Genomic DNA, 21,341 nt, shown 5'->3' on the forward strand with positions numbered 1-21,341 from the left:
ATGGAACCAGTCCATCCACCCGTCGAGACACCGCCGGACCCGGAGTCGACGCTGCGCCCGGAGGTGGTTGCTGTGGATGCGGCCCTCGCGACGCGGTGGCTGCGGCGCAACACCAACAACCGCAAGGTCCGCGAGAAGAAGGTGGCGCAGTATCACGCCGAAATGATCGAGGGCCGTTGGAAATTCAACGGTGAGGCCATCAAGTTCGACAGTATGGGGAACCTGCTCGACGGGCAGCACCGTCTCGAAGCGCTCGCCCGTACCGCCGGGACCGGACTGGCGTTCCCGATGCTCGTGGTCGTCGGTCTGGGCTCGGATACGCAAGTCACGATGGACCAGGGTGTGAAACGCACCCCCGCCGATCAGCTGGAGCTGCGCGGCATCGGTTCGGCCACCACAGCGCAGCTGATCGCGGGCGCTATCAGGGTGCTCGAGCGGTGGCTCGACGGCAACGTGTTCGGTGATCAAACCCGGGTGTCGGCGTTGTCGGCGCCGAGGGTTGTCGAGTGGGCAGAGCGCAACCCGCGCCACGTCGAGATCATCACTGTGTATGCGAGTCGGGGGATCACGCGGATCAAGGCACGCCCGTCGGTGACCTCAGCGGTCGCGGTACGGCTGCACCACATCGACCCGGATGACTGCGCGGAGTTCTTCGACCGTGTGCTCAGCGGAGCGGGCCTGGCGCTCGATTCACCGATCCTCGCGCTACGCGAGCGGCTGGACAGGATCAGAACCAACAAGATCAAGACTTCCGATCGGGAGTTCCTGGCGCTGTTCGTCCTCACCTGGAACGCCTTCCGCCGCGGGCGTCCGCTGACCAAGTTGCAGCTGCCCAAGGGCGGTCTGACTCGCGCCAACTTCCCGGAGCCGATATGAGCAACCGAACGAACCCGACTGCTCTCCTACCGCCGGACTCCGAGCACGCGGCCCGCTCCTAGCCCCTCCGGGGAACCCTGCCCGCACCCCGAACACACCCCTCCCGGGGTGCGGGCAGGCCCGGCGAATCAACCGTTGCGAGAACTACTCCCAATAGGGGAGGTGAATGATGTTGCGCAAGAAGCCCAAGCCCAGTGAGCCCGACCCGTGGGCCTGGCTCGAGCAGCCGCGAATGGCACCGGCCCTGCACCTCGTGTCCGACCCCGAACCCGATCTCGACCTTGAACCCGAGACCGAGACCGAGACAGGGTCCGGGGCGAGTCCGGAACCACCGGCACAGCAGGGCCGATGGTTGGTGGCGTTGCCGCAGACTCCGGACGCGGCAGACACAGCGGTAGCACGGCCACTGTGGAACAGGGGCGGGTATGGGGTGGCGGGGCGTGTGTGGGCCGCGCTGGCGGCCACTGTGGCCGTGATGATCGGCGTGGTGGCCCTATGGGCCGACGACGCACGCGACAACGGTGATCCGGTGCGTGCCACGGCGGTAGCGCCGAGCGCGACAGCGGCGGCGGCCGAGGGGGCGTGCACCGGGTTGTCGGGCACCCTGGTCACCGACCGCCCCGCAGACACCACCGCCACCGTCGCGGGAGTGATCGCGGCGTTCGAGGCGGCCTACTACATCGATCGCAGCGCCGAGGCCGCGATGCGGCTGCTGGCACCGGAGTCCCGGATCACCGCCGACGGGCTCGCCGCTGGGATCGCCTCGATCCCGATAGGCAGCACCCATTGCGTGGCGATCACCCCGATCTCGGAGACAACCGCGAACGTGCACGTGGTGCAGCTGGGTCCGGACCGGCAACGGGTGGACTACCTCCAGGTCATCAACACCCGCCCCGGTGACGGTGGTGGACTGTTGATCAGCAACGTTCAGGGGCAGGGATGACCACGAAGCCAGCACAGACCCCGGCCCGCCGAATCCGCCCGCCCGACTCTGTCGCGGCGGGCACGAGCGTGTCCTCGTGACCGCGACACCGGCGGGCGCGGGCTCGCAGGCGCCGCTGCTGATCGCGGTCGCGGGTCTGGGGCCTCGTGCCGGGACCACGACCACGGCGGTGGCTCTGGCCCGAGCCTGGCCCGGTCGCGAGGCCGCGCTGGTGGTGGAGGCCGATCCCGCAGGCGGGCAGCTGGCCGAATTAGTGGGCGGTGACCCGTATCTGGGGTTGGCGAGCTTGGCTCGCACCATCGACCCGAACGCACACGTGCAGGCCGACCGAGTGCTCGAGCACGTGCAGTTCCTGCCCAACGGCGTGCCAGTACTGGCCGCACCACCAGGCCCAGACGCGACTCGCGCCGCCTTGACCGCCTCGCTGCTGGCTGGTGCGCACGCGGGCTGGCGAGCCCTCGGGGCGAGTGTGTTCGCCGATTGCGGTGCCCCCGAGCCGGATTCGGCTCTGGCCCCGGTCTTGGCCGCCGCCGATGCCTGCCTGGTCGTGGTCCGCGCCGACTACATCGACCCCACACGCGCCGCCCACCGCATCCTGGCGCTCACCGAGGGTTGCCGTCACCGTGGAGTGCTGCTCATCGGGGAGAGCCCGCACACCGACTTCGCCACGGCCCTGGCCCTGCCGGTGTTGGGAGCCCTGCCCGCCGCGCGGGCCTCGGCCGTGGCGCTGCTGCACGGGACTCGCCAGCCACGTCGCGGTCCTCGTCTGCTCCCGGCCGCCCGCACCATCGCGGCGGCCGTGCGCGAGCAGCTGCTTCCGACACGACCGGCCACGACGGGCCAGCAACGGCGCCCTCGCCCGCCGACCCGCCACGCCGCCGCCCTCGCTCGCCGCCGCTCGGCCCCGCCTCCCACGGTGTACCGGCTCGACCCCGCCACCACCACACCCGCGCCCACACCCAGACCCGCGCGCTCGCAACCGGATACCGATGCTGCCCGCACCCGAGCGCACGCTGCTCCCGCGCGTGTACCGGAACCCCGCGACACCGCTCCTGGCGGCAGCGAAGAGCAGATCCGCCCACGCGAGGACGACCGAGCCGCCGATCCCCCTGCCCCCCAACACGACCCCACACCGTCGAGCCCGTCTGGCAAGCAGGCCGAGCCGGTGTTGGCGATCAGGGTGTTCGGGCCGACCCGGGTCCTGTGGCGCGCACCCGAGGGCGGTGAGAGTGTGGAGATCACCGGCCAGTTGCGGCCACGCAGCCGGGAGGTCCTGGCTGTGCTCGCCCTGCATCCCGAGGGACTGAGCAGGACAGAGCTGATCGATGTCCTCTGGGGCGAGCACCCCCCGGCCAAGCTCACCGCCGCACTCGCCAACACCTTGAGCCGCGTGCGCACCGGTATCACCACCGCGACCGGCGGCCAGGTCACCGCGCCGCTGGCCGATGACCACATGCACTACCGGCTCTCACCCCTGGCGATCACCGTCGACTATTGGGAGTTCACCGCGGCCGTAGCCGAACGCCGCCGCGCCAGCAGCGAGGCAGACCAGGCCGCCGCGTGCGAGCGGGTCGCGGGTCTGGCCACCGCCGTCCTGGCCACCGACCTCACCGACACCTGGGTCGAACCACTACGCGAAGCCGCGCGCCGCGACGCCCTCAACGCGCTGGGCTGGCTGGCCGCCCGCACCACCGAAAACGATCCCCGCGCCACCCTCGGCCTGCTCGAGACAATCATCGAGATCGACCCCTACAACGAAACCGTCTGGCAAGACATTCTGAGCCTGCACGCCCGCCTCGGCGAACACGCCGCCCTCACCCGCACCTACTCACTACTCACCCACAAACTCGCCGAAATCGACCAAACCCCGAGCCCCCGAACACGCCAACTCATCGAACACCTGAACCGCACCACGAAATAGACGTCGAGTCGGCCCGGCATCGGCCATACGAGGCGCGAGAACACGATCGCCTCTCCCGGGTTGCCATTGTATGAATTAATCAACCGAACGGGGTCCGAAAATCGCGTATATGATGGAAATAGCGATGCACCGCGGCCCGTGGAAATACTTGAGCGATATGTTTTACGGCACAGAATATTTGCCTATTTTTCATTCCAAATGACTTCAAAGCCATATCGGGTAATGTGCAGAATTTCTCGTGATCTTGAAGAGGTAGATGCGGGGGGTGTTCGATGGTGGTATTCCGTGTGGTGCTCGGTGGTGTGGTCAAAACACGCCACCCCATCGCGGTAAAACCGCAGGTGAGGCGGCATATATCCGGGCGGGTGTCATCGAGGATTGTCTATATACAAAGCTATATAGACATGCTCCGTCGCCGCTCGACGGCGGTCTCGTGGCCCCTGGCCGATGGGTGTTCATCCCTGTAGGTATCTCCGTATCCCTGTCCCCTGTCCTTCTCCGTCATTCTTTCTCTTTAGTCTTTATTATTTTCGGCGGTGTCGTCGTCACGGCCAGGTGTGACTGTGCGCGTTTCATTTCATTCTTGCGTTGTCGAATATGTAGGCTCGCGGGATAATTTTCGGAAATTGTTGTGTTTTCGGGTTGTGGACTCGCTGTGAGCCGAGCTAGCGTCGAGACGTGCCCCGGAATTCGCCGGGGAATTCACGAAATCACATTGGTGCCCTCGCCACACGTATGCCACGATCCCCGTTAATGGGCCTGAAATTAGGAGACGAAATGACATCACCCGCTACCCCGGTACCCGCTTCCGGTGCCCGTCTGGGGAATGGTGAATTGCGGCGCATGGTCGCCGGTGTACTGGCCGATAATCCGGGGCGCGAGCATTCCCCCCGTGAGATCGCGAAAACCCTGTCGCGTTCTTCCGGTGCTGTCGGTAACGCGCTCGAGGCGCTGACCGCCGCCGGTCACGCCGACCGCACCGCCACCTCGCCACGCCGCTACCGCGCCAACTCCCACACCGCCGGAGCCGCTACCGCTGCGGCCACGCCTGCCCCGGCGGCCCCCGCTACGCCCGCTGCCCCCGCTACCCCGGCCCCTGCGGCCCCCGCAGCCCCGGCCGCGACCGCCCCGCGTAGGCGGCCCCGGGCTGCCAAACCGACGAGCGGGCCGGTGGCGCGTCCGAACGGGCAGATGTATCACCCGCGCAAGCTCGCGGGTAGCGCTGATGTGGATGTGCTGCAAACGATGCGTGAGGCCGAGGTCCCGGTGCTGCTGTACGGGCCGCCCGGAACGGGCAAAACGTCGTTGATCGAGGCTGCGTTCGGTGACTTGCTGACCGTGCAAGGCGATGGCGACACCACCGTCGCCGATTTCGTGGGCGAGTACACCCAAGCCCCCGACGGCACCTTCGTGTTCGTACACGGCCCCCTGGTGAGGGCGATGCGCGAGGGCAGGGTGCTGTTCGTCGACGATGCCACGCTGATCCCGCCGACGGTGCTCTCGTGTGTGTATCCGGCGATGGACGGCCGCCGCGAGATCGTGATCAAAGCCAACGGTGGTGAGGTCATCAAAGCCGAGCCCGGGTTCTACATCTGCGCGGGCCACAACCCCGGTGTGCACGGCGCGATCCTGTCCGATGCCCTCGCGAGCCGGTTCGCGTTTCAGGTGCAGGTCTCGAGCGACTACGACCTCGCCACCAGCCTCGGGGTGAATCCGAAAGCGGTTCTGGTGGCCCGGAATCTGGCCACCCGCCAAACCAAAGGCGAGATCGGGTGGGCACCGCAACTGCGGGAACTGTTGGCCTTCCAGAAGATCGCCACCGCCACCACCACACTCACCGCCGCCGCCAACCTCATCGGCACCGCGCCCGAGGAGGACCGCGCCATCGTCGCCGAGGTCGTCAAAATCCTTTTCGGTGCCACCCTCGAGCCCCTGTCCCTGGGCACCCGCCTCTGAAACCCACACCCCCGCACCACTATCGCCAGATAGGACACCCCCCGCCATGACCGCCGCCCCGCACGTGATCACCACTCCCACCGCCGCCGCGACCGCCGCGCCGCCCGCCCGCACCGGGTGGGAGACCCTGTCCGATGCGATGACCGCCGAAACTCCCGCGATCGCCGACCGCGACGACCTCACCGTGGTCATCGCCCCCGGCGCGGCCGACGGGAATCTCGCGATGTTCGTTCCGGACGTGTCCCTCATCGCGATCGAGGGCGCGAACCTGGGGATCGATCCTGCCACCGCCCGTCCGTGGCGGCCCGCCGACCGCAACCGCTACGCCCCTACCTGGGGTGCGCTCACCCACGAATGCGCCCACGCCACCCACACCCGCTGGAGTCCACCGCCGACCGCGCACCCGGAGACCGCAGGGGCGGCAATGCTTTTGGAGGAGTCCCGTATCGAGGCCGCCCACCTGCGTCGCCGCCCGACCGACCGGCACTGGCTGCGCGCGAGTACCCGCGAGCTGGTCTTCGCCGACACCGGCGGCGAGCTGGCCACCGCCACGCTCGCGCCCACCCGCTACTCTGCCGCCCACGCCGCCGCGCTCATGCTGGCCCGCATCGATGCAGGCGTACTCGACACCGACGAATGCGCACCCGCCACCACCGCGATCGAGGCCGTGCTCGGCCGTGACACGCTGCGGCAGTTGCGGACGCTGTGGCGCATCGCGCACCGCCTGTCTGACACCAACACCACCGGCATGATTGAGCTCGGGCGGCGCTGGGCCGAGATCGTCGGCCCCGAACCCCACACCACCCCCCAACCAGGCTCCCCATTGGGCGAAGCTGTCACCGGCGCACTCGGAAACGTCGCGAAAAATGTTGCCTCGCACCGGCTCCCACCCGATCCGGCCGACGTCGCCGACCGGGCCGCGCGGGAGGAGGCCCGCCACACCGACCGCGCCGACACGACAGCGGCGAACGTGTTCGGCAAACGTCCCCGCACCGGCCGGAGTACTGGGCGCACCACTCGTGTGCCTCGCGACAATGAACGCGCTGCCGCGCGGGTGCTGGCCCGCGCGCTGAATACCGCCAGCCAGCGCGAGCGGGCGGTCACCAAGACCACCTCCGCGCTGCCGCCGGGCCGGTTGCGGATGCGTGGCGTGCTGGCGCGGGAAGCCCAGCGTGCCGCCGGGGCGGTCCCGACCGCGCAACCGTTCACCCGCACCACCCGCAAACCCGTTCCCGTGCCACCACTGCGGATCGGGATCGCCTGCGACGTGTCCGGGTCGATGGACGACTACACCGCCGAGGTGGCCTCGGCCGCCTGGATCATCGCCACCGCCGCGAAACTCGCCGTGATGCCAGCCGAAACAGCCACACTCACCTTCGGCAAGGAGGTACTGCCGGTCACCTACCCGGGCACCGCCCCGGCGAAGGTGACCGACTTCGCCGCCACCGCCCTGTACGAGGCCATCGATACCGCCATCGACGCCCTCGACGGTGCGCTCGGACTCTCCCGGCCGCAGAACACCCGCCTGCTGGTCATCATCTCCGACGGCTGCTTCCGGGACGCGCCCCGCGCCGCCGCACAGAAACGACTGGATCGGTTGCGCGCCAACGGGTGCGCGGTGCTGTGGCTGGCCCCGGACGAGTCATGGTCCAAACCGCTGACCGGCGCGACCGTGCACGAACTCACCAACCCCGCCGCCACCGCCACCGCCATCGCCCGCGCCGCCGTGACCGCCGTACGCACCGCATAACCCCGACCCCGCCCCCGTGGCGCGGGGGCAGCGAACCCCGCGCCACGGCAGGCCCGACCGATTCCTGTACCCGCTGAATCTCCTATTCCCGCAAGCATTTTCGACAACCCACACAATCCCGGAAGGAACCCACAATGACAAACGACGACACGACAACCGCTCCCGCAACCACCCCAACAGTGCCCAGTGTCGACTGCCCGATCCGGGTAGGTGACGAGGTCACACCCGCCGATCGGCCCGACCTACGAGGCACGGTCACCGATGTGTACCGATACCACGGCACCCTCCAGTGCTGCGTGCGAACACCGGAAGGTGCGCGTGTTCTGACTCGTCCGTGGCATCTGCTGCCCGCCGACGGCGCCAGCGAGCAATGGCACCAGCAGATGCGCGAACTACTCGCGGCCCAACGCGCCCACGCGGCCGACCTCCTCGAGCGGCGGCATCACCAACTGGCCGACCGGGCCGAGGCACTCGCCCACCGGCTCGCGGCCCTGGCCACCACCCTGCGCCACGGGCACCTGCCCGACCTCGGCGACGACCCAGCCGAATTCGACGCCCGCGAACTCGACGCCGACCTCGACGAACTGCACGACCTGCACACCGACCTCACCACCGCCGACCTCATAACCGGCCACGACTGACCACAACCCGCTTCACCACCACCACCGCGCTCCACGCGGTGGTGGCCTCGTCTCGACGGGCCACCCTTGATCGCCATTGCCTCGCTAGGAAATGCGGAAGAGTCGAATTCCTCTCGCAGTATTCGAATTCCGGCGACGGACGAGAGGAATTCGGGTGTGGATCATTCTTTTCACGATCCGCTTGACATCGGCACGGGTATCGAGCGTCCATAGTGATGGGAACGACGCCGACCCCCCCGGGGGGATTTACCCGATACGGCGTGGTTTCCGTCCCGGCCGGGACATGACCGAAACATCCACCGAAATCCCGTAATTCATGGAGGGACCTGTCATGTCCACACGAAAGAAAAACAAAAACACCACCACCCGCCCGACACCGGACACCACCGACCCGACCACTACCGCCGCCGCCCGGGGCGGGGAACCGGTTGCCGGTGTGCCCGTGCTGCGCACCGACACCGACAAAGCGCTGTGGGCGGCGTTGGGCAACAATCCCGGATTCACCGCCGACGAGCTGGCCGGTGCGGCCGGGATCGGCGGTTCCACCACGCGACGCATCCTGTCGGGCTGGGAAACCGCCGGGACCGCCCACTCCCACCGCGACCCCAACTCCCCCCGCTCGGCTAAAACCTGGACCACCGCCGAACAGGCCACCGCCATCGCACCCGCCGAACCCGCCGAACCCGCCGAACCCGCCGGGACGGAACCGGTTGCCGTTGAGCCGACCGAACCCGTTGCCGTTGCCGTTGCCGTTGCCGTTGAGGCGAGCGAACCCGTGATCGCTTCGGTGTCTTCGCAATCCGGCGCGACGGCACAGCCCGACAGCGGCACCGCACCTGCCGACCCCGGGCCGGACACGGGACGGCCGGAATCGGCCGTATCTGCCCCCACGGGCGACGAACCCGCCGATCCTGCCCCCGATACCCCGGCCCCCGGTCCCGATGTGGCAGTGGTGCAACAGGAGTCACCGGAGCGGCTGGCTCCGGGTGCGCTGCGGGGACAGGTGGAGGACTTCCTGCGCGATCACCCGGACACCGAATTCAGCCCCCACCAGATCGGCAAAGCGATCACCCGATCGAGCGGGGCCGTGCACAACGCACTGGTCAAGCTCACCGAAACCGGTCTCGCCACACAAACATCGGCCGCGCCGAAGAAATTCCGCTTCGCCGCAACGTAACCGAGCGACACGCGCGTGGCATCGGGAGCTGAAACGACCGATGCCACGTGTTCCGCGCACATTCCCACCTCCATCGAATCGCATCGACCGATCCACCGATGACAGGAGACTTTCAATGACCAATTCCAGCCACTCGCCCGACGAGCAGGCGCGCGCCGAGTTGACCAAATACGCCGACAGTAAGAGCACTTCCGAACTCGGATACACACTCGAATTCTTGGATCAGCTCGAAGATTTCAAACGTGTGTTCCTCCAAGAGCCGGGCGGGTCGGTGGCCAGCGAGCATCTGATGCGTGAGGTTATCCTCGACACGCTCTGCCAGCGTCACCCGGAAATCGCTGCGGCATACCAGGCATGCAAGCTTGACGCGGCGAGTATGGAAAAGATCGGCGACATTGTGGCCGCCGCTATCCGAAGCTTGGGTCCGCGCTACACGTACCGGGACAACGGCGAGGTGGTGTGTGGCACCCTCGCCGAGTATGCGGTTGCGTGGCAACGCGCGCAAGCGGTCACCGGGCCGGACGCGACGCTGTCGGCCGAGCTGATAACCCAGGACGGTCACCGTGTCGCGGTCGAGATTGATGAGCTCGACGGTTACGACAACGGCATCACCAGCGGAGTCGTGTACCGGTTCACCGCAGGCGATGACGTGATCGAGCACCACGTACCAGACACCCCAACCGCCCCCACCGATGCCGTCGGGTCCGTCGGTGCAACGGTCGCGGGAAACAACGAACACGACGGCCGGGTGTTGATCGCTCACCTGGACGAGTCGTTCACCTACTTCGATACCGGAGAACGAGTGCAGGCCACCCGCGATGTACGTCTGCGGATCGTGGCGTCGACCGTGTGTGGCCATGACAACGGCACCATCTGCACGACGTGCGCACCGTCATGGCAGCTCGACCACGACTTCGACGACCCGTTCCCGTTCCCGCGCACCCGACGGGTAACCATCCGCGAACTGATCGACACCGGACAACTCAAGCCCGGCCAGACCCTGACAATGCCCGATTCCAGCCTCTCGGCTGTGATCACCGCCGAAGGACTGCTGCTGCCCGACGGCCGTGTCTTCGACAACCCGTCGGCCGCCGCCAACGCGATCATGAATCCATCGCCAACGCCGCCGCGAATCCCCTTGTCAGAGTTGATAACACCCGATGAACCGCCGACCGGCGCACCGCAGGGTCGGTCCCCGCTCGGTCTGCCCGAGACACCGTCGCAGAGCTGGAATGTCGAACGGCTCAGCCACGACCCGGGCTGCCCCGACCGCGACCGAGTTGTCGTGGTGGCTATCGACGCCAGCAACGCCGAACAAGCCGAGCGGCGAACCCTCGAATGGGCCCGACACCCCAGCAACCCGCTCAGCGAGCACATCGACGCCATCACGGCCAAAGCCATCGATCTCATAGGCCCGAACCGCTGGACGGTAGCCCTGGCCCCCAAAACCGATCAACGATGAATTCCACAACAGACGAAACCGCGAACGACACCGAAGCAACTCGGCCACAGCCACGCGGCATCGCAAACCCTCACACCGACACTGCGGCAACCGATCTCGCCACCGCCTGTCCCGGGTACCGCAACCGGTCATCGCGTCGGACTCGTTTGTCATTTCATGGAAAGGCTTTACCGGTCATGATCAACACTTCCACTCCGGCCGTCGTCGCGGCGGCGTTGCATGATGTGTTCGCGTCGTCGCGCCACGCCGCTGACAGTCTCGAGATGTGGTTGGCGGTCACCGCCGAGGCCACCCGCCAATTCACCACTTCCGCTGAACCCGCCGGACCCGGTGTTCCGGCATCGTGGGTTCCGGTGTTCGCCGTGTACCGCAACCAGCGCACCGACGCCGACTACCACCCTGGGATCGCCGCCGTGCGGATCACCACGGGGCCGCTGGCCGGTATCACCTACACCGACCCCGCCAGCGCGGCCCGCGCCGTCACCACCACCTGCCCCGACCCCGCCCCCGACGACCCGGCAGGGCTGGTGCCGACGTGGCGGCTGCGCGTCGACCACGCCCCAGACCCGGACCCGCATGCACATCCCCGCCGCGACCCGATGAACTACTAGCCCGCCTGCGCCCCTGAAACGGCCGGTGGGGCCGAGCGAAAGCTCGGCCTCACCGGCCGTTTCGTCGTCGGTCTATCAGTTGTGTGTGGGTTATGTCGTGTGGTCGATGGCGTGTTCGAGCCAGTCCAGCAATGCGGTGGTGGTGTAGCCGTTGGAGTGGACCCCGGTGGCGGTGAAGCGGGCTGCGTCGCTGCCTTGGCGGGCCAGATCGCCCAGCGCGGTGCTGGTGGCGGGACTGGTGGTGGCGGTGTAGGTCTGGGCGAGCGAGCCGAATTGGGTTCCGGTGAACGCGGAGGCGGTGGCCGCGAGGATGTCGGTGGCGACGGGGACGACTCCTGACAGCGTGAGCAGGGCGGCGAGGGGGTCACCTGCGGCGAGTTTCTGTAGGGCGTTCCAGGCGATTTCTTGTGCTTGGCCGATGTCGGTGGCGATCCGTCCGATGTCGAGGTTCGCGAGGACCCCGACGATCTGGGCGGCCACCCCGACCCAGCCGGAGGGGTCCAACGGTGCGGCCAACATCAGCGCGCGGGCCACGAGATGCAGATCGATACCGGCGACCATGCGAACGAGGGGGTTGAACTGGAGGTTCAGGTCCCCGGCGACCCGATGCAAGCCGGGGACGTCGCCGGTGGCGACGAGCGCGGGCAGTTGGGCGAGGTCATTGATGATGGCGGGCACGTTCGCGGCGAACCCGGACAGCCCACCCAGCACGGTGACCACCTGCGCGAGCACTTGGGAGGGGTCCAGTCCTCCGATCGAGGCCGGGGTCGTGGCCGGTGCTGTCCCGGCCGTACCCGTGCTGGGTACCGCCGCCGACGTCGAGCCCGGGACCAGGACGGGGGTGGGATCGGCCGGAGCCGGGTCAGGGGTGGTAGTGACGGCGCGGCCGACCGCGGCGAGGGCGGGGTATGCCTGGGGTGAGGTCGAGCAGTAGAGGTCACCCTCCGCGCAGAGGCTGCGGACACGGTCGGTGAGATCACCGAAGCCCTGCGAGCGCAGACCGGCGATGCCCTGGCCGGACACCGGATTGCCGAGTTGGGTGGTGGCCGGGTCGCGGCGCGGGTCGGAGACGAGTCCGACCGCGACGACTCGGGCGGCGGGTATCGGGCCGCGGTTGTTGCCGATCGCGGTGGCGAGGTCACCGACGATATCGGCGCCTTGGGAGTAGCCGGCGAGCACCACCCGCGTGCCCGAGCACAATCGCGCCAAGGTGGCCGTGAGTGCTTGTGCGCCTGCGGTTTGCGAGGTGGTGTAGGGGGCGGCGTCGGCGGTGTAGGGCAGGGTTCGGACGTCGATGGCGCTGCCGTAGCGGGCGGCCAGGCCCTGGGCGACCGGAGCCAGCATCCCGACCGGCTGCGCCGGATCGGCGGCCGAGGTGGTCTCCCACGTGCCCGGTACCAGCAGCGCGGTCCAGCGCGGGCAGTTCGCGGCGGTCGGGGCCGGTGCCGGGTCTGCGGCGGCGACACCGGCCCCGACGACGGTAGCGGTGGCGACGGTGGCGCACAGCACCGCATGAGCGAAGCGGCGGGTGCGGGCGAGCCGGTGGGTGTGGTGGCGGGTGCGCATGGTGATGCGATCTCCTGTCCGGGTCGGAGTCGGTGTCGCGGCGCCGGGATTCGTGGTCGCCGAGACGTTTTCGAAAAAGGTCGGGTATGGTTCGGATATTCGCGGAACAGCGGGTCGTGGCCTCGCGCTACGGTTCGGCTTGGGAATCAGCGTGTGCCGCAGGGGGAATAGCGGCGGGGCGAGTAGCGGCGTAGTAGTCGTCGCCGCGCCAGCGATAATCCGAGATTTGTACTGGCTCGTTGAATGTTGGTGCGTGCAGCATCCTTCCGGCACCGAGGTAGAGCCCGACGTGGTGCACGTTGTTGTCGGTGGTGCCGTAGAACACGAGATCACCTGGGGCGAGCTGGTTTTCGGGGATGCGCGCGCCGGTGTGGATTTGGTCGTAGGTGGTGCGGGGCAGGGTGATTCCGGCGGCTCGGTAGGCGGCTTGGGTGAGCCCGGAGCAGTCCCAGCCGCCGTTGACGGCGGGGCCGTTGCCGCCCCACACGTAGGCGACCCCGAGCTGAGTGCACGCGAAGGAGATCGCCTGCGCGGCAGTGGGACTCGCGGCGGCGAGGGTGTGGCAGTCGCCGCTGCCGGATCCGGTGGTGGTGCGGTAGCGGGCGGCTTGGTCGAGGACTTGGTCGACGTAGGAGTCGGCGTGGTTGTAGGCGAAGATCGCCGCGCGCAGATCAGCGGGTGCGCCGGAGTCGCACAGGTAGTGGGCGGCGGCGTGGATGGCGTCACTCGGGTTGTAGCGCGAGGGCGGGCTCGCCCCACCCGCAGGCAAAGGGTGCCGGGCCACCACGGCCTGGAAGGTCGGTTCCAGGAACTGCATCAGGCCCCCAGCACCAGCGGAGTTCTCCCCGGAGCGCACGCCGGGTAGGGGTGAGCGGCCGTGGTCGGTTTCGATCTTGCCGATCGCGGCGAGCACCGACCAGTCCAGGCCGGGGCAATCACTCGCGGCCTGCTGGTAGAGCACCAGCAACTCGGGTGGAATGTCTTCTCGCGCAAGCGGGCTCGGTGCACTTCCTGTCCCCGCTGACGAGGCGGGGCCGGGGGCGAGTAGTGGCTGGTCGTAGATGATGACGGTGGTGACGACGGCGGCGATGACGACGATGCAGAACACGATTGCCGCGCTGCCCGCGCCGAGTGCCTTGGCCAGCATGGGCTGTTCACCAGTACTCGAGTGTGGGCGGGCGTAGTGGCGGTGGTGGCGCGAGCATGATCTGTCCGCCGAGGGTGGCCGCGCTCTGCTCGGTGTCGAGTTCTGGGTTGGGTGGGGTGCGGTGTGGCCACACGTCGGCCAGTTCGTGCAGGCGCAGACGGTTTGTGCTGGTGGTGTCGAGGGGGAGCCACACTCGGTCGGCGGGACATGGGTGGTCGAAGGGGGTGAGGAGTTCGGCGGCGGCGGTGGCGACCGGCACCGTCTCGGGGTCGGGCAGCCGCTCCCAGCTCTGGCGCATCGTGTCGCGCACGTTGGTTTCGCGCAACGCGGTTGGTACCCAGAACAGGACGGGGGTGATGAGGCCGGTGGTGCGTGCTAGTTCGCTGTAGCCGTTGAGTTTGGCGGCGACGCGGGGCAGGGCGGTGCTGGCGAGGTCGTATTCGAGGAAGAAATCCAACACCACCCCGGTGTGGGTGTAGCGGCCGAAGGCGTCGGGGCGGGCGAGGTCGCCCCACAGCCGCTGACAGCGGGTCTGGGACCACCATGCTGTGACTCGCCCGCCGCCGTCTTCTCGGTAGTGGTGGCGGTAGTGGCTGGTGAGGGTGGTGAACCATTCGTTGACGCCGAGGGTGTGGGTCAGGTGCAGGCTGTGGGCGACGGCGAGGGTGCGTTGATGGCTGTAGCCGAGTTCGCGCACACTGGTCCCGGCTTCGGCGGCGAGGACGGTGGCTCCGGCGGGGGCCAGGACCCAGTGGAAGGGGGCGCTGCCTCGGGTGCGTAACGGCCGGAACCGATCCAGGACGCGGTAGTCCTGGAGGCGGGCCAGGCGGCGCAGGGCGATCTTGGGGGTGGGGAAGGCCAGTTCGGCGAGGTGGTTGGTGGTCAGGACGCGGTGCTCGTGCAGCATCCGCAGGATCCAGCGGTCACGCTCGGTCAGCCGCGCCACGAGTTCGACGGTGTCACTCGAGCGGGGCCGGTCGGGGCGTGGTGCGCGGAGATCGGCTTGCCGATCGGGGTGGGCGATCATCAGCGTGGGGAGCCTTTCTCAGGGACGAGGACGCGGGAAACGGCGTCCTCGTCCCCGGGTTGGGTGGGGGTGTGCCCCCTTTAGGGCAGCCGGGGGTCGCGTCCGGCGGGTGCCGCGCCGCTGGGACCGGCTTTTTTGTGGCCGGGTGCGGGGCTGGCCGGGGTGGTGGTGAGGTGGGCGCGGGCGGCGGCGGCGATCTCGCGGGCACGACCGGGAGTCGGCGCGGGCAAGGGCCGGGTGGTGAGGGTGAACGGTCGGGCGTTCTGTCCGTCGACCAGCAGCCGGGCGGCGGCGTGGAAGGCGTCGAGGTGGGTCAGGTCGTGCTCGGACAGCCACGGGCTGGTGTGGCGGGCCAGATCACGCGCGTCGTCGGGCGAGACGGCGAAGATGATCTTGTTGCGGGCGTTGGCGGAGATGCCGTCGCGCAGCTCGCGGGAGAGCTGGCCGAGGTTCTGATGCGCCAGCAGCAGTGACAGGCGTAGCCCGCGGGCTTCGGCGAGCATGTCCTCGACCGGGGTGGACAGGTTCAGGAAGTTCTGTGCCTCGTCCAGCACCAAACTCGCGTCGGGGCGGTCGGCGGCGGGGATGCGGGCGCGGGCGGTGACGGCCTGCCAGGTGCGCGCGACGAGCAGCGAGCCGACCAGGCGGCTGGTCTCCTCGCCGAGCGATCCTTTCGGCAACCGGGCCAGGCAGATCCCGCCGTGGTCGAGGATGTCGGCGAATTCGACGGTGGAGGGTCCGCCCGCGACAGCAGCTCGTACGAACGGCCGCAGCAGGAACGCCCGCAACTTGTTGAGTAGCGGGCCGATCAGTTGAGCGCGGCCGGTGTCGGTGAGTTGTTCGTAGCTGTCCCAGAATCCGCGCAGGACCGGGTCGGGTGTGGTGCGGGTGACGCGGTTGCGGAAGGCGGGTTCGGTGAGCAGGCGAGGCAGGTCGGCGAGGGTGGGAGTCCCGGGTTGGGCGCACAGGGTGAGCAGGCTCGCGCGCATGATGTCGTCGGTGCGCGGCCCCCACCATTGGGAGAAGATCCGGTGGAACACGGTGACGAGGTTGTCCACCGCCAAATCCAGACCCGCCCGCCCGATCCGACCGATATCGAGGGGGTTCACACACGGCGGCGGAGCCGAGGAGTCGGCGTCGAACAACACCACCCGGTCACCGAGACGGCGCGGCAACCGCGAGAGCACGTCGGTGACGAGGTCGCCTTTCGGATCGACCACGATCGTCCCGCGCCCCGCCTCGGCGTCATCGAGAATCATCCGCGCCAGCAGCGTGGACTTGCCGACGCCGGTGGGGCCGAGGATGTGCAGGTGATGGCGGGCGTCGGAGACCTTGACCGCGACCGGGCGGCGAGCTCCGGTATCGGCGACACCGAGAGGTTTCGTGTGCGGGCCACTGGTGGGGATCTGCGGTGCCGGGGACAGCGCGCGGGCCCCGGCGCGTTGCAGCCCGGGTAGCCCGTCGTCGGTGGGCAGGTGCGCGATCGAGGCAAGTTCCGGGACCGAGAGCACGTCCCCGTGCCCGAGCCGCCGCTCGGCCATCAGTAGCGCGAGCCGGATCCGGCGGTGTCGCCGGTAGTAGTTGTGGTCGGTGCAGGCCCCGAACACTGTCGCCAAAGCGTCCGCCCGTCCTCGTGCGACCGCCCGCGCCTCGGCCCGGTCTCGGTCGTCGGAGACCGGGATCGAGACCGCGTAGCGCACGACGGTTTCCCAGTGCGGGCCGCGTGCCTTGGTGGCCGCTGCTCGTGCGGCGGCGGTGTACTCCATCGCGGTCTGCCGGTTCCCGGCCCGCTCGGCCGTCGCGCCACCGGTGCGCGGGGACCGGGTGAGGGGTCCTGGGGTGATCAGGTTCAACACATCGCGCAGCAGCGCGACCACGAACCCGGTGCTTGCTCCGGCCGCCCCGGCGGTGCGGGTGGCGTGGGCGACGCGGCGGCCGGTGACCGGACGGGCCAGGATCTGCACGCACGCGGCCTGCCCTGGTGCGAGGTCGTCGGCGGCGGTGATCAGGTCCCGCACGAGATCACCGCTGTAGTCGGTGCGCAACGGCAACCCTTCGCGGCGGCCCAACCGCAACTCACCGCCCGCCATGACCCGCCGAGTGCCGTCCGTGGAGTCCGGCAGCGGTGGTCGGGTGGTCTTGCTGGTGTCGGTGTGCGCGCCGGGCCACGCGGAGGCGACCGCGCGTTCGATCAACCCGGGCGGAATGGCACCGGGGACCCACAGCCGGATCGCGGCCCCTTCTTCGGGGGTGACGGTGTATTCGAATCCGAGGTGTGGTTGCCCGAGCAGAACTCGCGCCCAAGCGGGGCGTAGTTGCCCGATCAGGTGCGACCAGAACGCGAGCGCGCCTTTCGCGTCGACCTCGGGCGGGGTGAGCACGGTGACCTGGCGAGCACGCACACCCAGCCGGCGGCGGCGCACCCGCACGAGTGCTCGCGCCGCGGCGAGCACCCCGGCCACCCCCAGCAACGCTGCGATCCCGGCAGGCGAGAACACGGTGTGCTCGATGGTGTCGGCGAGCGCACGCAGTACCGCGCCAGGTGTGAGAATGAACCGGCCCAGCCACCCCTGCTCAGGGCTCGCGACGATGGTGTTCACGCGGCCACCGCCCCGGACTCGCCAGCGGTCGTGCTCGTACCCCAGAACGGGGCAGGTCCGCACTTGGGTTCGCGCTGAGAATGCTTCAGTTTCAATGAACTTGAGCAGTTCTGCGGTTTGCGGAGGATGACCACGTCTTCGTGCGCGATCAGGTGCATGGGCAGTCCGGCGGCGCGCTGTTTGACGATGAAGTCGCGCTGGAAGAAGCTGCTGCGGGCGACGAGATCCCCGTCAGCGAGTCGCCCCAGCAGCGCGACGCAGCGCTCGACCGGGACCAGCCCGGCCAGGGTGCCGCAGGTGATCAGGTGCGCGGGCAGGTTGACCAGTTCGGCGTGTTGACGCCACGGCCGGGCGGTGATCACCACATGCCCGCCGGGGGCGAGGTATTCGGCGGCGCCGGACAGGATGCGGGTGAACCCCGAGAGCAGTCGCCCGAGACCGACGTTGGCGAGGTTGCCGCGGTCGAGGACCGCACCGTAGCGGTGGTTGGATTTGTGCACGCCCTGTCCGGCGCGGACGCGGACATGGCCGTGGGTGGAGTCGCCGTAGGGCGGGGAGGTGATCACCAGATCCACCCGGCCCCGCAGCTCCTCCGGGAGCAGGGTGGGGAGTTTGCGGGCGTCACCGGTGTAGACGGCGGCGTCGAGATCGATACCCGCGTCGCGGGCGAGCCCGATGTTGGCGCGCGCCAGCTCGGCCCACTGCGCCTCGTATTCGACCCCTACGGCGCGGCGGCCGGTGTGGAGGGCTTCGACGAGGGTGGTGCCGATCCCGCACATCGGATCCAGCACGAGGTCACCGGGACGGGTGTAGGCCGCGACGGCGTGTTGCACGATCGCCGGGAACATCTTCGCGGGATGCTTGACACTGTCGGGGTGATAGCGGCCCCGCCGCTGCACCGTGGGCGCGTTCTGGGCCGTCGCCCACACCGACACCGGCACCACGGCGGGACCGGTCTCGGTCGCGGCTCCGGAGTCGACAGCGCCGGGGTCGACACCGCCGGGGTCGACGGTCCCGGGGTCGACGGTTCCGGGGTCGACGGTTCCGGGGTTCGTGGTGTCGGGGGTGGTGGAGTCGAGAGTCATCGGGGTCCTTCGCGAGATCGGTTGGTCGGTGGCGGCTCGGTGTGCCCCCGACGCCGGTGGCGGGGGCACGGGGATGGCGGGAGGTGTCACTGCGGGAGGGCCTCCTCGCAGCGCGGCAACAGGAACGCGAACACGTCGGTGTGCGCGACGGTGTGCGCGACCGGCCCCCGATCGGCGCCCGAGTCGGGTGCCTCGGCGGGCGGTGTGGCGGTGATGGTGGTGCCGGTGACGGGGACGGCGATGATGTGCTGGAGGTAGAGCAGATCGGCGGCCTGGGCGGCGGCCACGACCGCACCGGCTGGATCGATCAGCACCCCGTCGTCGCTGTGGCGGCAGCGACCGAGCACGACCAACAGTGCGCCCGTCGCCATCCGCGCCACCGCGAGCCCGGCGACTCGGTCGGCGGCGGCCACCGGGTCGAGGTGATCGGCGAGCAGACTCACCACGACCAGATCCACCGCCTCATCCGCACCGGGGTCGGGGTTGGGGTCGCGGCCCAGGGCCGCCACCGTCGCCAGCGCCGCCGCCGTGTCGGGTTCGGCCACGTGTAGACCGCCTCGGGTGGTGGGGGCGGGCCAGCCGATCAACTCCACCCGCCCGCCCGGTACGGAGAACTCGCGCACCGCGCGAGACAGGATCGGTTCGGGCCAGCGGTCGTCGGGATCGAGGGGGTCGCTCCCGGCGGCCCACAGGGTCGAGGGAATCGCCGCCGTGCCCGTCGCGGGCAAGGTGGGGCTGGTGGCGGACCGGGATGGACGCTGCGGAGTTTTCGCGGTCATACGAGGGCGCTCCTGACGGTGGGAGAACGATGTGTACTCGTCTACTTCCGCCGAAAACGCTTATTCGGGACATCGCCCACCAAAATTTATTTGAAGAATTTTTTTCGGGTGGAATCGGTAGTCCGAGGACCGTCCGTCTGGCACAGAAGTGCCGATATCGAACCGGGGTTGGATCAAATATTTTTTCAGATTTTTCTGGAGGGTTTGCCGATGGCGATTGGGCGTGATATCCGAAACGCACCCGAACCATATCCGTGTGCATATCCACCCTGATGGTCTGCGCTATCCCTGGGCGTCTGACCGGCGCTGGGCCGTGGATGCTTGATGATTGCTACATCCGTTTGGATGTGGCTCGGATATGTTTCAGATGCGGTTCGGGTGTTGTTTGGGTGTGTTTTGGATGTGTTTTGGATATGGGTGTGCGGTGTCCTTGCGAGGTCGGAATCTTTGTTGTTTCCACCGAGTAGGGAGTTGATGGTGACGAATTCGGAGTTCGTGAATTCCTCGGGACCGCGCGGTAATGCGCGCTCGCCGCTGGAGGTGGTGTTCTCGACGTTCGGCCCGATCGCTGGGCAGCCTGTGCCCGTCGATCCGCGACCGGCACCGGGGCTGTCGGATGGCGAGGTCGAGTCGTGGGACGGGTTACGCGAGCGGCTGTGGGATCGCGGTGTGCCGATCGCTGTGGTCGACGCGATCTGGGTGTGGCTGATCGAGCGATCACGCGCACACGGCCACGATGCGACGCTGGTGTGCGCCGCTCTGGCGGTGCCGATGCTGGCGGGGATGGCCGGTTTGTTCGCCGCGCCGGGCAGCGATCATCGCGACGACTTCGAGTCCGAGGTACTGACCGGGTTCCTCACCCATCTCGGATGCGTCGAGCTGGATCGGCCGGGGGTGTGGCATCGGCTGCGGTGGGCGGCTTACCGCGCCGCGATCACAGCGGTGCGGCGGCAGTTGCCGGTCGTGGCGTCGGTCGCCGACCTCGACCGTGATCTAGGCCCGATGGACCATAAGAGGCTGCTGATGGTGACCGGGCCGGGCCATCCCGAGACCGTGCTCGCCGAAGCCGTAGCCGCCGCAGTGATCACCACCGAGGCGGCGGAGTTGATCGCGGTCTCACGATGGGAATATCGCACGCTGACCTCGCTGGCCGCCGAACGCGGGCAGTCGCTGTGGAAGCTGCGCAAACAACGCCGACGCGCCGAATCCCGACTCGTGACCTGGCTCACCGAACGCGCCCTCGATACCGGTCGCACCACCATCGTCGAAGCCCACGCCATGAACGCGCTCTCACTCGCCGAGGGCACCGGGCCGTCGCAAACCCGAGTTCGTCAGCCAGGACAGCACTCGCCTGCACCGGCACACTCGACCACCGGGCACGAGCAGGTGCGCGCATGCGCGTGACTCGACTCCCCGACACCGATACAACACTCACCAGCCCCGCGCGGCGCGGGCGTGTCCGGCGATGGTCGACGATCCTCGCGACCGCTTGCACAGTAGCGATCGTGCTGATGCTGGCGGCCGGTTCGGCGGCGGCCACACCACCGGGGGACGTGCTGGCGATCGCGTCGTCGCTGGATCAGGTGCTCACCAACCTGCGCAACTGGCTGATCGGCATCCTCGCCGCCCTGGCGACGGTCTGCCTGACCGTCGCCGGAGCCCGCTATGTGATCGGGGCGGGTGATCCGGCCGAGATGGAGAAGGCCAAGAGCGCCTTCCGCGCGGCCTGCCTGGGATACGCGCTGGCGATGCTGGCGCCGCTGATCGTCGCGGTCCTGCAATCGATCGTGGGGGCCTGAC

The 21,341-nt window shown here is 68.7% G+C and carries 17 protein-coding genes; 11 read left to right on the top strand and 6 right to left on the bottom strand.

Translation table 11 applies throughout. The features are described 5' to 3' along the window. The 9 genes from AB4Z47_RS16500 to AB4Z47_RS16540 all read left to right on the top strand — a co-directional run bounded on the left by AB4Z47_RS16500 (position 1) and on the right by AB4Z47_RS16540 (position 11,337). A complete protein-coding gene (locus AB4Z47_RS16500; RefSeq protein ID WP_441951711.1) occupies positions 1-876 on the top strand; it encodes a hypothetical protein in 876 nt (291 codons plus the stop codon). Positions 877-1,042: 166 nt separating this feature from the next. Beyond that, positions 1,043-1,819 (top strand): hypothetical protein, encoded by a 777-nt coding sequence (locus AB4Z47_RS16505; protein ID WP_441951712.1) that lies wholly within the window; start codon positions 1,043-1,045, stop codon positions 1,817-1,819. Positions 1,820-1,895: 76 nt separating this feature from the next. Further along, the gene (locus AB4Z47_RS16510; RefSeq protein WP_441951713.1) at positions 1,896-3,740 is read left to right on the top strand and encodes a BTAD domain-containing putative transcriptional regulator; all 1,845 of its coding nucleotides are present in this window, start codon (positions 1,896-1,898) and stop codon (positions 3,738-3,740) included. Positions 3,741-4,517: 777 nt separating this feature from the next. Continuing rightward, complete coding sequence (locus AB4Z47_RS16515; RefSeq protein ID WP_441951714.1) at positions 4,518-5,696, top strand: AAA family ATPase; 1,179 nt, start codon at positions 4,518-4,520, stop codon at positions 5,694-5,696. Between the two features lie 46 nt (positions 5,697-5,742). Next, a complete protein-coding gene (locus tag AB4Z47_RS16520) occupies positions 5,743-7,446 on the top strand; it encodes a VWA domain-containing protein (protein ID WP_441951715.1) in 1,704 nt (567 codons plus the stop codon). Between the two features lie 134 nt (positions 7,447-7,580). Continuing rightward, positions 7,581-8,087, top strand: coding sequence for a hypothetical protein (locus tag AB4Z47_RS16525; protein WP_441951716.1), 507 nt, complete (start codon positions 7,581-7,583; stop codon positions 8,085-8,087). A 331-nt stretch (positions 8,088-8,418) separates the two neighbouring features. Continuing rightward, a complete protein-coding gene (locus AB4Z47_RS16530; protein ID WP_441951718.1) occupies positions 8,419-9,264 on the top strand; it encodes a hypothetical protein in 846 nt (281 codons plus the stop codon). 115 nt (positions 9,265-9,379) lie between these two features. Next, positions 9,380-10,726 (top strand): hypothetical protein, encoded by a 1,347-nt coding sequence (locus tag AB4Z47_RS16535; protein WP_441951719.1) that lies wholly within the window; start codon positions 9,380-9,382, stop codon positions 10,724-10,726. A 176-nt stretch (positions 10,727-10,902) separates the two neighbouring features. Continuing rightward, a complete protein-coding gene (locus AB4Z47_RS16540; protein WP_441951721.1) occupies positions 10,903-11,337 on the top strand; it encodes a hypothetical protein in 435 nt (144 codons plus the stop codon). A 90-nt stretch (positions 11,338-11,427) separates the two neighbouring features. Here AB4Z47_RS16540 and AB4Z47_RS16545 read toward each other — a convergent pair whose 3' ends face one another. The 6 genes from AB4Z47_RS16545 to AB4Z47_RS16570 form a co-directional block, all read right to left on the bottom strand. Beyond that, positions 11,428-12,903: a cutinase family protein gene (locus tag AB4Z47_RS16545; RefSeq protein WP_441951722.1), complete on the bottom strand. Its 1,476-nt coding sequence runs from the start codon at positions 12,901-12,903 to the stop codon at positions 11,428-11,430. Between the two features lie 127 nt (positions 12,904-13,030). Further along, the gene (locus AB4Z47_RS16550) at positions 13,031-14,050 is read right to left on the bottom strand and encodes a C40 family peptidase (RefSeq protein WP_441951723.1); all 1,020 of its coding nucleotides are present in this window, start codon (positions 14,048-14,050) and stop codon (positions 13,031-13,033) included. Between the two features lie 7 nt (positions 14,051-14,057). Next, positions 14,058-15,077 (bottom strand): replication-relaxation family protein, encoded by a 1,020-nt coding sequence (locus tag AB4Z47_RS16555; RefSeq protein ID WP_441951724.1) that lies wholly within the window; start codon positions 15,075-15,077, stop codon positions 14,058-14,060. An 80-nt stretch (positions 15,078-15,157) separates the two neighbouring features. After that, positions 15,158-17,677, bottom strand: coding sequence for a type IV secretory system conjugative DNA transfer family protein (locus AB4Z47_RS16560; RefSeq protein WP_441951726.1), 2,520 nt, complete (start codon positions 17,675-17,677; stop codon positions 15,158-15,160). Beyond that, positions 17,674-18,762: a TRM11 family SAM-dependent methyltransferase gene (locus tag AB4Z47_RS16565; protein ID WP_441951728.1), complete on the bottom strand. Its 1,089-nt coding sequence runs from the start codon at positions 18,760-18,762 to the stop codon at positions 17,674-17,676. Before AB4Z47_RS16565 ends, AB4Z47_RS16560 begins: the two co-directional genes overlap by 4 nt. A gap of 86 nt (positions 18,763-18,848) precedes the next feature. Beyond that, the gene (locus tag AB4Z47_RS16570; RefSeq protein WP_441951729.1) at positions 18,849-19,541 is read right to left on the bottom strand and encodes a hypothetical protein; all 693 of its coding nucleotides are present in this window, start codon (positions 19,539-19,541) and stop codon (positions 18,849-18,851) included. Positions 19,542-20,018: 477 nt separating this feature from the next. On the opposite strand from AB4Z47_RS16570, the gene AB4Z47_RS16575 reads away from it, so the two are divergent. After that, the gene (locus tag AB4Z47_RS16575) at positions 20,019-20,945 is read left to right on the top strand and encodes a hypothetical protein (protein WP_441951731.1); all 927 of its coding nucleotides are present in this window, start codon (positions 20,019-20,021) and stop codon (positions 20,943-20,945) included. 107 nt (positions 20,946-21,052) lie between these two features. Continuing rightward, a complete protein-coding gene (locus tag AB4Z47_RS16580) occupies positions 21,053-21,340 on the top strand; it encodes a pilin (protein WP_441951790.1) in 288 nt (95 codons plus the stop codon). Position 21,341: the final 1 nt, after the last annotated feature.

The sequence above is a fragment of the Nocardia sp. 2TAF39 genome (genome assembly GCF_052114905.1).
Taxonomy (GTDB): domain Bacteria; phylum Actinomycetota; class Actinomycetes; order Mycobacteriales; family Mycobacteriaceae; genus Nocardia.

Bases quoted from the DNA above. Each gene is read 5' to 3' on its own strand.
- AB4Z47_RS16500 (WP_441951711.1), top strand. From the start codon at position 1: ATGGAACCAGTCCATCCACCCGTCGAGACACCGCCGGACCCGGAGTCG.
- AB4Z47_RS16505 (WP_441951712.1), top strand. From the start codon at position 1,043: ATGATGTTGCGCAAGAAGCCCAAGCCCAGTGAGCCCGACCCGTGGGCC.
- AB4Z47_RS16515 (WP_441951714.1), top strand. From the start codon at position 4,518: ATGACATCACCCGCTACCCCGGTACCCGCTTCCGGTGCCCGTCTGGGG.
- AB4Z47_RS16520 (WP_441951715.1), top strand. From the start codon at position 5,743: ATGACCGCCGCCCCGCACGTGATCACCACTCCCACCGCCGCCGCGACC.
- AB4Z47_RS16525 (WP_441951716.1), top strand. From the start codon at position 7,581: ATGACAAACGACGACACGACAACCGCTCCCGCAACCACCCCAACAGTG.
- AB4Z47_RS16530 (WP_441951718.1), top strand. From the start codon at position 8,419: ATGTCCACACGAAAGAAAAACAAAAACACCACCACCCGCCCGACACCG.
- AB4Z47_RS16535 (WP_441951719.1), top strand. From the start codon at position 9,380: ATGACCAATTCCAGCCACTCGCCCGACGAGCAGGCGCGCGCCGAGTTG.
- AB4Z47_RS16540 (WP_441951721.1), top strand. From the start codon at position 10,903: ATGATCAACACTTCCACTCCGGCCGTCGTCGCGGCGGCGTTGCATGAT.
- AB4Z47_RS16545 (WP_441951722.1), bottom strand. From the start codon at position 12,903: ATGCGCACCCGCCACCACACCCACCGGCTCGCCCGCACCCGCCGCTTC.
- AB4Z47_RS16550 (WP_441951723.1), bottom strand. From the start codon at position 14,050: ATGCTGGCCAAGGCACTCGGCGCGGGCAGCGCGGCAATCGTGTTCTGC.
- AB4Z47_RS16555 (WP_441951724.1), bottom strand. From the start codon at position 15,077: ATGATCGCCCACCCCGATCGGCAAGCCGATCTCCGCGCACCACGCCCC.
- AB4Z47_RS16565 (WP_441951728.1), bottom strand. From the start codon at position 18,762: ATGACTCTCGACTCCACCACCCCCGACACCACGAACCCCGGAACCGTC.
- AB4Z47_RS16570 (WP_441951729.1), bottom strand. From the start codon at position 19,541: ATGACCGCGAAAACTCCGCAGCGTCCATCCCGGTCCGCCACCAGCCCC.
- AB4Z47_RS16580 (WP_441951790.1), top strand. From the start codon at position 21,053: ATGCTGGCGGCCGGTTCGGCGGCGGCCACACCACCGGGGGACGTGCTG.